Source organism: Pedobacter sp. TM02 (genome assembly GCF_059705275.1).
Genome location: NZ_AP046530.1, coordinates 3,037,253 through 3,052,140, shown reverse-complemented (window position 1 = coordinate 3,052,140; position 14,888 = coordinate 3,037,253). Strand labels below are relative to the sequence as shown.

At 44.3% G+C, this 14,888-nt stretch carries 14 protein-coding genes; 1 reads left to right on the top strand and 13 read right to left on the bottom strand.

Annotated features, from left to right (window positions below; translation table 11 throughout):
- Nucleotides 1–153 precede the first annotated feature (153 nt).
- The 9 genes from AC6H1S_RS13005 to pyrR all read right to left on the bottom strand — a co-directional run bounded on the left by AC6H1S_RS13005 (nt 154) and on the right by pyrR (nt 11,043).
- Nucleotides 154–618, bottom strand: a complete 465-nt coding sequence (locus AC6H1S_RS13005; RefSeq protein WP_497563890.1) for a hypothetical protein — start codon at nt 616–618, stop codon at nt 154–156.
- A gap of 542 nt (nt 619–1,160) precedes the next feature.
- Nucleotides 1,161–1,967 carry an energy transducer TonB gene (locus AC6H1S_RS13000; RefSeq protein WP_497563889.1) on the bottom strand — a complete coding sequence of 269 codons (807 nt, stop codon included), beginning with the start codon at nt 1,965–1,967 and terminating at the stop codon, nt 1,161–1,163.
- Entirely contained in the window at nt 1,967–2,368 is a 402-nt protein-coding gene (locus AC6H1S_RS12995; RefSeq protein WP_497563888.1) for an ExbD/TolR family protein, read from the bottom strand. Before AC6H1S_RS12995 ends, AC6H1S_RS13000 begins: the two co-directional genes overlap by 1 nt.
- Complete coding sequence (locus AC6H1S_RS12990) at nt 2,368–3,078, bottom strand: MotA/TolQ/ExbB proton channel family protein (protein WP_199141175.1); 711 nt, start codon at nt 3,076–3,078, stop codon at nt 2,368–2,370. Before AC6H1S_RS12990 ends, AC6H1S_RS12995 begins: the two co-directional genes overlap by 1 nt.
- Before the next feature lies 1 nt (nt 3,079).
- Nucleotides 3,080–4,399: an HU domain-containing protein gene (locus tag AC6H1S_RS12985; RefSeq protein ID WP_497563887.1), complete on the bottom strand. Its 1,320-nt coding sequence runs from the start codon at nt 4,397–4,399 to the stop codon at nt 3,080–3,082.
- A 125-nt stretch (nt 4,400–4,524) separates the two neighbouring features.
- The gene (locus AC6H1S_RS12980) at nt 4,525–6,228 is read right to left on the bottom strand and encodes a TonB-dependent receptor (RefSeq protein WP_497563886.1); all 1,704 of its coding nucleotides are present in this window, start codon (nt 6,226–6,228) and stop codon (nt 4,525–4,527) included.
- 9 nt (nt 6,229–6,237) lie between these two features.
- Nucleotides 6,238–9,255: a tetratricopeptide repeat protein gene (locus AC6H1S_RS12975; protein WP_497563885.1), complete on the bottom strand. Its 3,018-nt coding sequence runs from the start codon at nt 9,253–9,255 to the stop codon at nt 6,238–6,240.
- A gap of 302 nt (nt 9,256–9,557) precedes the next feature.
- The gene (locus AC6H1S_RS12970) at nt 9,558–10,490 is read right to left on the bottom strand and encodes an aspartate carbamoyltransferase catalytic subunit (protein ID WP_199141171.1); all 933 of its coding nucleotides are present in this window, start codon (nt 10,488–10,490) and stop codon (nt 9,558–9,560) included.
- A gap of 7 nt (nt 10,491–10,497) precedes the next feature.
- Nucleotides 10,498–11,043 carry a bifunctional pyr operon transcriptional regulator/uracil phosphoribosyltransferase PyrR gene (pyrR, locus tag AC6H1S_RS12965; protein WP_199141170.1) on the bottom strand — a complete coding sequence of 182 codons (546 nt, stop codon included), beginning with the start codon at nt 11,041–11,043 and terminating at the stop codon, nt 10,498–10,500.
- A 213-nt stretch (nt 11,044–11,256) separates the two neighbouring features.
- Here pyrR and AC6H1S_RS12960 point away from each other — a divergent pair, with 213 nt between their 5' ends.
- The gene (locus tag AC6H1S_RS12960; RefSeq protein WP_497563884.1) at nt 11,257–11,652 is read left to right on the top strand and encodes a thiol-disulfide oxidoreductase DCC family protein; all 396 of its coding nucleotides are present in this window, start codon (nt 11,257–11,259) and stop codon (nt 11,650–11,652) included.
- Here the strand turns inward: AC6H1S_RS12960 and AC6H1S_RS12955 are convergent.
- The 4 genes from AC6H1S_RS12955 to AC6H1S_RS12940 form a co-directional block, all read right to left on the bottom strand.
- The gene (locus AC6H1S_RS12955; protein ID WP_199141168.1) at nt 11,649–11,849 is read right to left on the bottom strand and encodes a hypothetical protein; all 201 of its coding nucleotides are present in this window, start codon (nt 11,847–11,849) and stop codon (nt 11,649–11,651) included. The genes AC6H1S_RS12960 and AC6H1S_RS12955 overlap by 4 nt on opposite strands.
- Nucleotides 11,850–11,864: 15 nt before the next feature.
- Nucleotides 11,865–12,620: a CPBP family glutamic-type intramembrane protease gene (locus tag AC6H1S_RS12950; RefSeq protein WP_497563883.1), complete on the bottom strand. Its 756-nt coding sequence runs from the start codon at nt 12,618–12,620 to the stop codon at nt 11,865–11,867.
- On the bottom strand, nt 12,621–13,145 hold the full coding sequence (locus tag AC6H1S_RS12945) for a hypothetical protein (protein ID WP_497563882.1): 525 nt from the start codon (nt 13,143–13,145) through the stop codon (nt 12,621–12,623).
- Between the two features lie 71 nt (nt 13,146–13,216).
- Nucleotides 13,217–14,884, bottom strand: coding sequence for a beta-N-acetylhexosaminidase (locus AC6H1S_RS12940; RefSeq protein ID WP_497563881.1), 1,668 nt, complete (start codon nt 14,882–14,884; stop codon nt 13,217–13,219).
- Nucleotides 14,885–14,888: the final 4 nt, after the last annotated feature.

The window sequence follows — 14,888 nt, the reverse complement described above, 5'->3', positions numbered from 1 at the left end:
TAAAGATCAAAGTATAAAGCGCAAAGAAGACAGCTGATCTGAGTTAACGAAAAACCCTGTCCCCCTTTGGAGGGGAAGGGAGAGGTGAGATTAGCTTTTCTCCCGTCTGTGAGCTATAGGCCGAGGAACAAGAAGGGCCAACAGCCATTTCATTTACTTCACCTCTTCGATTATTTTTGAGTCGATCAGCTTTTGGTAGTGTTTGGCATAACGTTTTAGTACTTTCCAATCGCTTAGTTGGGTTTTATCCTTAAACGTTACACTGTTTACGACCATCACCTTGCGGAAAAAACTGATTTGAATTTGTGGGATGGTATCTTTCTCGAGGACCACGTTTTTGATCAGGTAATAGCTGATGCTGCTGTCGCGATCTTTTTTTGTAGCATTGCTATCGAGCGTAACGTTAAAGCCTCGTTTCTCCAGATTTCTAATGACGTCTGACTTGCTATTTTTAATGTGGTATATTTTACCGATCTGCACGTCGCCGCTGGGTTTGATGTAGTAGCTTAGCGGGGGCGAAGTAGCCATGAAAGCAAAGGAGGTGCAGAGTAAAATCAGTTGCGAACCCAGTTTGATGGCCCGAGAATGATTGACTTTTTGATGGTCTATTTGCCACAATAGTCTTTGTGAAAAAGGCAGGATAAGCAACGCCAGAAAATCGGAAAGATCTACAACGCGCGTAAGTGGTATCGGCGCGATTTGATTATAAAGGTCAATGACAGGCTGCGAAATGGGCAATTTCCAACAGACAAAGAAAAGCCCACTGATAAGCGGAGCCTTTGATCTAAGCTTCGGGAATAAAAATGCAACAAAGAGGGGCAGGATCAATAAGCCGGCAAAATCAGATAATTTTCCAGTGAGCCAATTTCCATATTGCCATTTTAGCCAATGGTCGTTAAGTATTAAAACAATGACTCCGATTCCAAAAAACGGATTAACTATGAATGATGGATTGCGATTGCTGTACATAGGGATTGCAAATGCTTAAAAATAAGCAATCTGGCAACATCAATCTGTTAATTTTTGTTAATAACCACAGTTTAATGGCTATGTTTTCGACCAGCTTAAATCCTGCATGTTATGGCAAATCGTTCTCAACTCATGGGTAAGGAAAATTGAGAAAACGTTATGAAAGGCTAGCCACAATGGCCAAAAATGGCCTACTTCACCTTAAAGTTGAAAACCACTAATGCGGTTCTTAATTCTGGACCGTTTTCGATGGCGTCAAGTCTTGCATTCATCACGGCGCTTTCACATTTGCGGAAAAGTTCGGCATCAGAAAAGGTGGTGCCTTTGGCGCCAGCCGTAGCCGAAACTACCCTACCTTGACGGTTGACCTGAATTTTTACGACAATTTTGCCCGTTTTTTGGCCATTGTCTTCAGGGGCCACCAAATTGGTGAATTTGCTTAACGGAATAGGGGTATTGCCATTTCCAGAGCCGCCTTCGCCATAGTTGGGTGCCAAGGGATCGCCATTGATGCTGCCCTGGTTGCCTGGCGTATTGCCGGTGCCGTCGCCCTGCCCGGTGCCATTGTTCTTTTTGCCGGTGTACAGCGCATTTGGATTAATGGCTGGTTTGGAAGGCTTTTCTTCCTTGGTAGCCGCGGCTACCGTGGTTTTTTCCGTTTTGGTATTCACGGCAATGGCATCTTCGGTATTTTGGGTCTGTATGTCCTTGCTGGTGGCTGTAGGCGTATTGGGTGTCACCTTGGTTTCGGGAGTTACTTTATCTGGTAGTTTTTGGTTGGCATTTGGATCCATTGAAGGCTCCTCGATACTGGTATAGTCATCGCCCATACCTTCAGCGGCTGTGCCATAGTTTACCACCATGCCGCCCATGCCAAATTCCTCTTTGGGCTGGAAGCTGCCGATTACGATAAAAAAGCTAATCAAAAGCAGAAAGCCCATGATCCCTACGGAAATGGCTATCGCTTTCGGATAATTATTTTCTTCTTTATGTACCATTATTTTTTAGGCTCAACTGCTACAACAAGCTTTAATTTCAATTTGTTTGCAATGTCGTTTACTACGAATCCATCCTGGTAGGTTACATTGCGCGCAACATATAAAAGAATGGTCAAATCAGGTGCCATTTTTTGATATTCCGCTATCACAGGCTCCAGCTGCTCGATGGTTACCGGTTTTTTCTCTACGAAATATTTTAGGTTTTCATCTATGGTTACCGTTACGGCTTTTTTGGCAGTTGATTGCTGTCCGCTAGACGATTGCGGCAAGAGCAATTTAACCACCGTTGGATTGACTACGGCAGAAGCCAATAAGAAGAACAGCATCAGGAAGAACATGATGTCGTTCAGCGCCGATGTATGTACTTCTACACTTCCTCTTGTTCTCTTGCGTAAGTTCATTATTTGCCCGGTTCTTCTAATAGGTCAATAAAATCAATGGCATCGGTTTCCATCTTCAAGATGATCTTCTCTACCATGATATTCAAAATGTGGTATAACACATAGGCAATGATACCAATGATCAAACCCGTAGCCGAGGTAATCATTTTGGTATATAAACCGCCAGAAATGGTGCCGATTTCGATAGCACCCTTGATAGATACCTGATGGAAGATGGTGATTACCCCCACAATGGTACCCACGAAACCCAGCATCGGTGCGATACCGGCTATGATGCCCAGGATGCCGATATTCTTTTCGAGCTTGGAAACCTCGAGCTTTCCGGTGTTTTCGATGGCGCCTTCAATATCCTTGATTGGTCGGCCGATACGTTTCAGGCCTTTTTCGAGCATGCGGGCCAAAGGCGATTTATTGTTTTTGCACAAGGCGATAGCTGCTTCCAGGCGTCCTTCGTGTATGTTCTGTCTGATTTGGAACAACAGGTTCGATTCGTCTTTTGACGATTTGCGGATGGTCAAATACCTTTCGGTAAAAATAACCAGCGCCAAAAAGGCCAGGAAAGCCAAGGGGATCATTACCCAGCCCCCTTTAAATAAAAGGTCGATAAAATGGAGTTCTTTTTCGGTAGGAACGGCATTGGCCGCTGTATTGTTTGCACTATCTAAAACTTTTTGTAAGGTGTCTTGTGCTGCTAGAAGCAATGTCATCATGTTACTGTTTTTCGTTTTTTAATTTGATCGACTGTGTATAAATTCCTGGGTCTTTGAGTGCCTTTTGTAAACTGTCTTCGTATTTTTTGGCCAGTACAGGATTGGTAAATGTACCTGCGCTGATATTGATTCTTGTCTTGGAGAGCCTTACTTTTTTGCCTGTGATTTTTCGGGTGGCCAGGTTGGCAATAATTTTATCGGCAACCTTGTCGGTTTTTACCGAAGCAATCAGTACCTCGTAAACCATTACATTGCTATCGATGGCCACGCTGTCTTTGCCTAAGGTTACCAAGGCATTGTTTTTGGCCAAGCTATCGGCTTTTGCCGTGTCTACTTGCTTCTTTAACGTATCGAGTGGCGCACTTGGTACATTTTGGTCGTGGGCGCCTTCAAAATTCTTCTTCAAATATCGGTTAAAGAATACCGGATTGATAAAATAGGCAATCGCCCCCAAGGCTACGATAACGAGCAGTATAATTAAAATCTTCATGAAGAAAGACATGCCTTTTTTGGGCTCTTCTTCTTCGGTATAAACTTCGGTGTGTTGGTTGGTGGCAAACTGTACTTCGGCTTGTTTATCGGCCACTTCAACGGTTTCGATTTTTGGTGCTTCATCAACCGTCACCGGCTCCCTTACCGTTTCTGTAGTTTGTTCTTCTTCCCGAATATAAGCAGGAGGCGTTACTGCTGTTATTTCCTCGTGAACGGATTGTTCGTCGCTTTCGGCTTCAATACTATTTTCTTGAACAGACGCTCCTGCTCCAACCTCGCTATCGTCAACTACGGTTTCGATATGGGCTAGGGGCTGATCTGTTGTTCCATCGCCGGGATTTTCTTCTTCCAGTCTGTTTTCTTCTTCAATCTGTGCCAGGTCATCAGCTTGGACTAGTGTTTCGGCGGGTGCAACATCCTGTTGCTTGAGGTCGGTTAGCGTGGGCAAGCCATAAAATTCAAATCCAAAGCTGCTTTCGGCTTCCGGTTCGAAAACAATTTCACCATTCACCAGCTTCAGCTTGCCTATGGGTTCCAGATCAGCTTCCTGATGGTCGTGCAGCTTGGCCTGGAGCTGCTCGGCAAACTCGCCAATAAAGTAGTTGCTCGATTCGATGCTGATGTTTCGTCGCTGACTGATAAAATTGGCCAGTTCTTCCTGTTCCTTTAGCTCGGTGGTAAAGGCCAGCGTGTAGCTAGGAGGTATGAAAGCATGCTGGGTGGCATCGTATTTACCAGGCGTCTTCTTTTTATACAGCGTACCCAAACCCACAATGCCCACGGTTTTGCGGGTTTGTAAAAGTTCGGTAAGGTATAATAGTATATCCATTCTGGTAAAAATAGACTTTAATATTTAATTTTCAATGAATGAATGAGTGAATGACTGAATTTGAATAAGTAAAAATAATTTATCACTCCTTCGTTCTCCCATTCAACTATTCTTTCATTCAATCATTATTTAAACGAATAGCTTACGCCGCCAAAAATGTTAAAGCCATTGGTGCGGTAATATAAAAACCTACTGTAATTGGTGTTCAAGATGTTATTGGCTTTTGCAAAAACCGACAACCTGTTGTTGATTTTGTAATCAGCACCCACGCCAAGGTCAACAAATCCCTTTACGTTAACCACGCTTTCTTTGGCCAGATCAGGAACTGGTGGATAAGTGCCGTCCGGATTTAGCGGATTAGCGTTGTATACTTTGGCTTTGCTGTCGTCTTGGATCACCACATTGGCGTTCAAGGTAAGCTTCTTGTTAAAGGTGTAGGCAAAGTTAGAGCTGATGCGCAGCTGTGGCTTAAAATAGCTGTCCTGCTCTGTAGCCGGTTTATAGTCTTCCATGTTCAGCTTTCCTGTCCATTTGAGCTCGTCGCTCACCTGTACCGAAATTTCGCCTTCCAAGCCCAACAGTTTCATGTTGCCAAAATCGTAGATGACATCGAATTTGTTGAAGTTGGCAAAGCTGTTCACGAACAAAGGCATATCGGTTATCTTTTTGCTATAAAACCTCGCTTTGTAGCCAAAGCCTGGTCCGCCAGTACCTTTGATGCCCCCACTGATGCTCAGTTTTTCTACACTATTGCGAATGGCGATATTGCTGTTCAGGAATGGGTTTTCGTCGCTAAAGTTTTTCAGGGTATTGCGGTTTACATCGCCTTTTACCTCTCCAAATACCTGCAAAAAGTCTGGAATTAAAGTGAAATCGGCAGTTACGGCAGGGAAGATGCGGGTATCTGAATAATCGCCAAACTCCTGTACAAAATTAATTCCGGCGGTAATCTTTACGCCTTTGGTTTGCAGTTTGATGTAAGGATTTAAGCGTAACAGGTTATTCGATACGCTGGTGTTGGCGTCTTTGGTATTGCCGATTTCCGTGTTGGCGGCCAAGCCCAGGTTAAAACCGCTGATCCTTTTGTTGAGGTAGCCGGTAATGCTTACTGCCTTTTCGTTGGCGTCAAACTTATCGTTTAGCAAATAGGCATTGACCTTGGCGGCATAGCTCAGGGCATTTTCGTCGCTGGTAAATTTGTTTACTACTTCGCCCTCGGCCTCGAAAAAGTTGAATACCTGTCTTTCGGGATTTGGATTTAAGCTAGGGTTGGCATTGTCGATGCCGTAGAAAAACAAACCATGCCTTTCATAGTTCAAGCGGCCACTCAAAGTAGCCTTGTCGCCAATGCTGCGGCCAAAAACGCTCAGTTGCTGGTTGTTTTCGTTTTGCTTGTTCAGTTTGCCTTCTTGACTGAAATGCCTGAAAAACGCGCCTGCCTGCAGGGCTTCATCGCGACCGATGTTGACATAGGCTTCGCCTAATAGCGTGGCCAGAGAACCTACCCCGCCTTTTACATAGCTATTCATCAGCTCGGCCTGGCGCTCATCTGCCAGTTGTTGTGCCTGTAGCTTTTGGATATCGGAATTCAATTCCAGCTTCCGGTCGGTTAAGCTGTAGTTGAATTTGGCCTTGTAGGTTTTAACGTTGCTCAAATCTGGGCTTCTTCTCAGTTTTACCGCTTCGGCCAATACAGGTTTGTAGGGTCTGATCACTTCAATTTCTTCGCTTACTGCTTTTTCTGGTGGCTTTACATCCTGTGCCATCAAAGTCGTAGCGCTTGCCGTTAAGAGTAGTAGGGTAGTATATAGGGTTTTATATGATCTCATCTTCATCTGCTAGTTTATTTTTGCTAATTTTTCTTTGGCGGTAGGCACAATGTCGTCCTTGCCTTCGTAATTGTCAATGATGCTTAAAAGCGTGCTTTTGGCCTGTAGCTTATCTTTAAGGGCCAAATAGTTGTCGGCCAATAAAATAAACGACTTGGCTACCCAATAATCATACGATGGCATGTTATTGATCAGGTCGAAACAGGTTTTCTGCGATGTTTTGTAGTCACCTTTGGCATATTGAACGGCAGCCAGGTTGTATTTGGCTTCGGCAGCGGCAACGGTTTTGGTTTTGGCCACTACGTTGTTGAAAGCCTTAACCGCTTGTACCGTATCGGCCTTGAGCAAGTAGGCCTTGCCGGCAAACAAATCTGAGCTGTTTTTTTCCTCTTCGGAAGCTTTATCTGCATTTTTGATGATGTCGGCATATTTGATCATATCGTCGGCCATGCCCAAAGCGTTGTAGGCTTTGATGAGGTTGTTGATGGCATAGTTGTAATGTACTTTGTAATCGGCCGTAGTTTCGAGCCTTTTCAGGTAAACGATGGCTTCGTTGTATTTTTTCTCGTCCATCAGCACCTTCGATACGCTCATGAGCGAACGCTCGGTGTAGTCGCTGGTCCAATCGTTCAGAATGTAATCGTAATCGGCAATGGCTTCTGATGAACGGCCCAACTTAACCAGCGATTCGGCTCGGATAAATTTGGCTTCTTTGTCGTGGATCGGCTTAGGGAATTTCTCTAAATAGGCATTGATGGCTTCGTAGGTGCCCTGTGCATCGCCTTTGAGGTACCTGTTGTTGGCCGCCTGGAACATGATGTTGTCTTGTTCGCTCATCGAATAGTTGCCCAGTGGCGTAGTGGCCGCATAGGCAATAAAGCCGTTGGCATCGCCTTTGTCTACATAAATATTCTTGATCGATTCTAGCGCCTGCTTGGCCTCTGGCACGCTTGGATAGTCACGGATTACCTTTTTGAAAGATTCGAGCGCCGAATCATCCTGGTCCTGATTGTACTGTACCAAGCCAATGGTTACCAAGGCACGCGGCACGTAACTGCTTCGCGGATATTTCGCTACCAAATCAACCAAGTCCGATTTCGATTTATCGAAGTCGCCTTTGTTGAAGTAAGTATAAGCGATTTCAAAACCGGCATCGTCGGCATAGTTCGAGTTGGGGAACTTGTTTAACAGGCTCTGCATGGTGGCGATTTTGGTATCATCTTGCTTTTGCAGGCCATAAATCATTCCTTTTTGGAACAAGGCATAATCTTCGCCGGTAAGCTTGCCGTTGATGATCTTATTGTAGTTGGCCATCGCTTCGCTGTAGTTTTTGTTCACGAAATACGAGTCGGCCAAGCGCAAGGTGGCGTCGTTAACGGTTTTGGCGTCTTTATCGTTGCCTTTTAAGAAACGCTCGAAATAAGTGGCTGCCTTCGGATATTTTTCATCTTCGAAAGCGGCATAGCCTAGGGCATAATTGGCGAAATTGTATACTTCGGTTTGGTCGGCGTCGGGTAGGGTCAGGAATTTCTCGAAAGTTTTAACGGCTTCGCCAAATTTGCGCAGCTCATACATCGATTCGGCCATCCAGTATACGCTTAGGGCATAGATTTCCTTGTCTTCGTTAAAATTGCCCGAACGTAAGAACATGGACAAGGCGTTAGGAAAGGCTCTTTCGTTATAAAACTCCAATCCACGGAAGTAAGTTACTTTTTGGTAAGCCGCTTTGGCCTCTGGAGTTTTGTTCTGGATAGGTTCCAGAATATCGATCGCGGCCTGGTAGTTCTTGCTGGTCAGTAAGATTTCGCCCAACAAGGTTTTGGCTTCGTTTATTTTTCTGGAATTGGGAAACTGTTTCAGGAAGTTTTGCGTAGCTTCTAAGGCTTGCGAGTTGAAATCCAGTTCATAGCTCAGCTTGGCATAATTGTACCAGGCTTCTTCTTGAATTACTTTGTCGAAATCCAATCGCGAAGCCCTAAAAAATGCGCTTCTTGCTTTTTCCTTGTTGTTCAGCTTTAGCGACGACTGGCCCAAGGTGTACATCCCGTTTTGCAGGTACACATCATCTGTATTGAGTTTTTCCAATACGCCTACCGATTCTTTGTATTTGCCGTTTTGAAATAAGGCATAGCCGTACTGGTAAATGAAAAGATTGTTTTTGGTTTGGTTCTTGTCTTTGGCGTAGAACTCGGCAAAGTATTTTTCGGCGTTTTTGAACTCCGATTTGGCAAAATAAGAAGCCGCTACCAAGCTGAGCATTTCTGGCTCATATTGTTGCTTGGTTTTGGCCATGGCCGGAATGGCATAGTCGATTACATCGTCATAGCGCTCGTCCAAATAATACATCGAAGTGATGTAGTACGGATAGCTAGCCTCGTAAGTTGGCGAGCCTTTGAGCTTTTCGAAATTGGCCAAAGCGGTTTTATACTCCTTGTTCAGGTAGTTGATGTAGGCAAAATAGTAGGTGGCACTTTCTTTAAAAGGCGAATCTTCTTTTTTTACGGTTTCGAACAAGGGCTCAGCCTTGTCGTAGTTTTTAAGCTCAAAATACGAATAGCCTTGTTTAAACTGGTATTCGACACGTTCTTTCTGCGAGAGGGAACCAGGTTCTGTTTTTTCGAACCACTCTAGAGCTTTTGCATAGTTTTTTTGCGCGAAATAAGATTTGCCTACATGGAAATAGGCCAGTTTGGTATTCGGATTGAGTGGGTATTCTCTGATGAACTCCTGAAATAAGGCTTCGGCATCGGCATTGCCCAGTTCTAGGGCGCAAACGGCGGTATAAAACTTGGCATTTTCTTTCAGCAAGCTCAGTTCGGCATTGCTTACCTGTTGGGTACTGCTTTTGCTCCTTACTTGTTCTACCAGCTTAAATTGTTGGGCAGCGGCAACGTATTTTTCGTTCTGCAACAGCTCCAGGCCGGTTTGGTAGTTCTTATTGAGGCTGACTAACGGACTGATTTGGGCAAAACCGGCGCTTATGCCGCCAACTAAAAAGAGGGGAACAAAGAGAAATTTCTTCTGCATAGATTTCAAATATGGTTGCTACTAAAGTAAGGCATCTAAAAGTACATATCAACATAAGAAATTAACATCTGTTGATAACACAGGTTTAACGAATGGTTTTTTGAAATGGTATAGCTAAGACGGCGTTGTGGAAAAATTTGGGGATTTTAGAGAGGCGGAAGGTAGATAGCATGAAGGCTGAAGGCTGAAGGTCGTGCTGGCAATTCAACAACGAAATCAAAGCATGGGATAAGTGAAGGCCAAACCCATTAACTACTCCGTATTACCTTATTTACTGTAAACCGCAGGCTATGAACTAATAACTAATCCTTCTGACTAGCCAGTAAATACAGCACTGCCATACGTACCGCTACGCCGTTTTCTACCTGGTCGAGGATGATCGATTGCTTGCTGTCGGCTACGTCGCTGGTAATCTCCACGCCACGGTTAATCGGGCCGGGGTGCATTACTACGATTTCTTTGTCGAGATTGTCGAGGATTTGTTTGTTGAGCCCATACATCATTGCATATTCGCGTTGCGAAGGGAAATACTTGATGTCTTGTCTTTCTAACTGGATGCGAAGCATATTGGCCACATCGCACCAATTGAGGGCTTTGATCAGGTCGTGTTCTACTTTTACGCCCAAACCCGCTATGTGTTTCGGAATTAAAGTGGTTGGTCCGCAAACCATTACTTCGGCGCCCAGCATTTGCAGGCACAAGATATTTGAAATGGCTACACGCGAGTGGAGGATATCGCCCACAATCACTACTTTTTTGCCGGCAACATCACCCAATTTCTGGCGGATGGAATAAGCATCGAGCAAGGCTTGCGTAGGATGCTCGTGTGCACCGTCGCCGGCATTTACAATTTGGGCCTTTACATGTTTGCTCAAAAACACGCCCGCACCGGCATAAGGATGGCGCATCACCACCATGTCGACCTTCATAGCCAAAATATTGTTTACGGTATCAATCAGGGTTTCTCCTTTGCTTACCGAAGAAGAAGAGGCCGCAAAATTCACCACATCGGCCGATAGCCTTTTCTCGGCCAGCTCAAACGAGAGCTTGGTACGGGTAGAGTTTTCGAAAAAGATGTTGGCAATGGTAATGTCTCTCAGCGAGGGAACTTTTTTGATGGGACGGTTAATCACATCCTTAAAATTATCGGCAGTTTCAAAAATCAATTCAATATCGTTCAGGTTAATATCTTTAATGCCTAAAAGATGTCGTGTTGATAGTTTTTCTGCTGCCATTTCTATGTTATTGCTTGTCTGATAATAAAATCACTTTGTCTTCGCCTTCGTTCTCCTTCCAGCTTACCTTTACTTTCTGCGAATCAACGCAGTCTACCTGTTGGCCAATATAGTTTGGCTCGATAGGCAGGTGTCGCGAAAACCGGCGGTCTATCAGCACCATGAGTTCTACTTTTTCAGGTCGGCCATAAGCTAAAAGCGCATCCATGGCGGCGCGAATGGTCCGGCCTGTCCATAAAACATCGTCAATTAAAATAACCTGTTTGCCTTCGATGATAAAGTCGATGGTATTGCTGCTTGCGGTAACCAATCCGTCTTTTCTCCTAAAATCGTCCCTAAAAAAGGTAATGTCCAGGTGGCCTTTTTTAATGGCATCTGTTTGAAGGATATCAGAAAGTTCTTGCTGTACGCGATCTGCAAAATAGGTGCCTCGGGGCTGGATACCAATTAAAACAGTATTCGAAAAATCGGTGTGATTCTCAATTAACTGATGGCAGAGACGCCTAATTGTGATTTGGAATTTTTGACCGTCGAGGAGGGTTTTCTTTTGCATTGCACAAGGATTGGGCAAATATAGCAAAGATTAGGAAAAAGTAGAAAGTAGAAAGTAAAAAGTGTTGGAGGGCTTTTGAGTTTGTGGAATTAAAGATGAGAAGGCCGAAATGTTTAGCATACAATTTTGCAGCTAAACCTGTTACCTAAAACTTATAACGCAGCGCTGACAACCGGCTACTGATAACTAAAAACTAAAAGGTAACTTTGGGCTATGGAAAGAGTAATCTTCTTTGATGGTTTTTGTAACCTGTGTAGCGGGGCGGTACAATTCGTGATCAAGAGAGACAGCCAAGGTCTTTTCAGATTTGCTTCTTTGCAAAGCGATTACGCCGCCAGTGCACTAAAGCAGTTTGATTTGGAGCCCGCCCAGGCCGACAGCATCGTGTTGCTGGAAAATGGCAAGGTCTATCAGCGCTCTACGGCCGCCTTAAGAGTGGCCAAAAAACTCAAGGGCTTATGGCCCTTGCTGTATGGGTTCATTGTCGTGCCCCGCTTTATCCGCGATGGGGTTTATAATTTCATCGCCAAAAACCGCTACAAATGGTTCGGCAGGCAAGAGAGCTGCTGGGTGCCAACACCTGAGCTTAAACAGCGATTTTTAGCTTAATCGGCCTGTTTGGGTTTGGGGCGCCACAACCAAAGGCTCAGCACGATTAGAGGGATAACAATGCTCAGGCTAACCAAAATAAGCTGGTTCCTTTGTTTGGCAATTTCGGCGTCTGCAGTGGTAAAGATGTAATAGGTTTCCTTAAGCACATAAAGCGTAAGCAGGCTGCAAAGTATGGCAAGTATTTTTCTGGTCATTGGGCTGTTGTTAAGCTAGCTAACGAAATAAATAGTAAATAGGCAACTGGTAAAATTAAAGAGAAAATGCATAACTATGCCATACCAAAGCGTATTTTCTTTGAGCCTCATCTTGGCCAGTACCAAAGCCAGGGGCAACATCCAAAAAAACGACAGCAAGCTGAGGTGCATCAGGAAAAAAAGAAAGGAAGTGATATAAATGGCTTCTTTCTGGTCTAAGATGCCCAACAGTTTTTGCATGAGGTAGCCCCTAAAGCCAAGCTCCTCAAAAATGGCGGGGAAAACGGCAATAGAAACCACCATGATGTAATTTCCATAAGGATGGGCGTTGTACAGGCTTTCATAGGAATAATGCGCCTCTAGGATATATTCATTGAGTAGTATGACCAGAATTTGGACAATCAGCGATGCGATGGGCGTAAGTACAACAACAAGCAGCAGCTTTTTGATAGAGAAATTTGGCCACCTTAGCAGGTGCTTATTCTCCTTCCAGGAAGCGGTAAAGAAAAGCAACGTCAAAATGGCAAAGGCTACATCGAGAAATATACTGAGTCCAAGGCTTGGTTGCTTAATGATTTGTGATAATAGGCAAAAAGCAAGGACGAAGCCTATAAAAAGGGCGCCCTGTTTAAGCGATTTCTTTTTGTTTGACGAGGCAAGCTGCTCTTGGTAATTTTGGGGCTGGCCACAATACTTACAGAAATTACTTGTAGCCACAATTTCAAGTTCGCAATGTGGGCAGGTTTTAAGTTCAGTGTTTGATAGCTCCAATTATTTGATGTTTAGCTCTTTTTTGATTTTTTCCACCTCAAATATGGCCATTATGCCCTTGACCAAAAAGATGATGACAAGGATTTTAAACACAAATGCCGAAAAAATAGAGCTTGGTTGTACAATGGCATCCACCAACAGGAGAACAACGAAAAGCGAAAGGCCCGAAATGATGGCGGCGGCAGGCTTTTGCTTGCTCCATGCACCAAGCGCTAGAAATGCACCTATAATGATAACAGCCGTGAGAAAAAATACGGTAGGATCTTCTTGGGTTGGTCCTACAAAATAAAGGAAAGTAAAAGAAACCGCCAAAATACCGGCTACCCAATAGAGCGATTCGCAGGCTCTTTCTATTTTTTTGTTCAGGGCTATCAAGTCTATTTCTTTGGTTGCCCGGTTGGCTATAAAATGCTTTTGTTCTTGGGGTTTACCTTGTAGCGGATAGCCACAGGTATTGCAAAAAGCGTCGGTTGGTTGATATTGGTGGGCACAATAGGCACAGAAGTTTTGTTCTTGATTTTCCATGGAAGCGTTATCTGACCATAAATATAAAGCAAGCGGCCAATCCAAACAAAATTTTTGCCCATTAAGGAAAATTAATTCTCTAGGTATTTCTTGCTGTAGGTAATGCCCATTAAATCGTAGCGCCTGTACTGGGTTTTCATGCGTCTTAAGAAATCGTTATAGTTCCTTTGTGCTTTAGGTGTCCACAGCATTTCGCTCAACGCATCCAGGCGCGGAAAGATCATGTACTCTACTTTTGCCGGATTGGCAATATACTCAGACCATAAATTGCCCTGCGCACCCCAAACATAAGCCGCTTGGGCAGGCGTAAGTACCGACGGCACCGGTTCATAATTGTAAACGCTTGCCAAAGGCAGGTATTTGTTGGCCGTTAAACTGTCTTCCTGCATAAATTGTTTGTGGTTGAAATAAAGCTTTTCTTCGGGCGTCATAATAACCTTATGGCTTTGTTGCGCTGCGGCGATGCCTCCTTTTTCGCCACGCCAGCTCATCACGATGGCATTAGGAGCCAAACCGCCGTCTAAGATTTCATCCCAGCCGATAATGGTTTTGCCTTTGCGGTTTACAAATTTTTCTATCCTGTGGATGAAATAGCTCTGCAGGGCGCTTTCGTCTTTCAAGTTGTTGTCTTTCATGAGTTGTTGCGAAACCTCCGAACTTCTCCACCAAACCTTCGAGCCTTCGTCGCCACCAATGTGGATGTAGGGCGAAGGAAACAAAGCCATCACTTCGGTTAAAACGTCTTCTAAAAATTTGAACGTTTTTTCGGTAGGTTGCAGCACATTGTTGTATTTGTTCATCATGCCCCAGGTTTGCGCCACTTCGTACTTTTTGCCAGGCTCGGTGCCCAATTCGGGGTAGGCGGCCAAAAGTGCCATGCTGTGCGCCGGCATTTCAATTTCCGGGATAATGGTGACGTAGCGTTTGGCCGCATAGGCAATCACTTCCTTGATTTGCTCTTGCGTGTAAAAGCCGCCATAACGGATGCCGTCGGTTTTGATCTTGGCGTCTTTTGGCGTGATTCTGATTTCTTTTGGCAATACTTCATACTTGATGTTTTCGTTGCCCACACCTGGCCACAAGCCAATGATGCTTCCGTCTCGCCAGGCACCGATTTCGGTGAGCTTTGGATATTTTTTGATTTCGATGCGCCAGCCATGATCGTCGGTTAAATGCCAATGGAAATAGTTCATTTTATGCAGGGCCAGGTAATCGATGTATTTTTTGATAAAGGCTGCATCGAAAAAGTGCCTGCTTACATCCAAATGCATGCCACGGTAATCGAAGCGAGGGTAATCGGTAATGGTAATAGCGGGTACTTTTATTTTGGTTTGGTCGGTTTGCGTAGGCAACAATTGTATCAATGTTTGCACTCCATAAAAAACAGCAGCATCAGAGTTCCCTGTAATGGTAATCCCTTTGCTATTGATGTCGAGCAGGTAAGTATCTTTTTGGGGACCTAAGTTTTGGTCTAAAATCAAGTTAATCGTATTTTCCTTTTGGGGCAGATCAGGGGTGACGAGATAAAGCTTAAAATACTTTTGAAGGTAATCTTTTAAGAAAATTGAGGCATCCATTAACGATGGGCTGCTATAGGTAATTTTAGAGTTGGCATCGATCTGGTAGGGCTTACTCGACAGCTTCAGATTGGTTGAAACCGGTTTTGGAATGATACTGATTTCCTGGGCAGAAAGATGATAAGAAAAGAAAAATAGGAATAGAATGCTCGCTGTTTTCATGGGT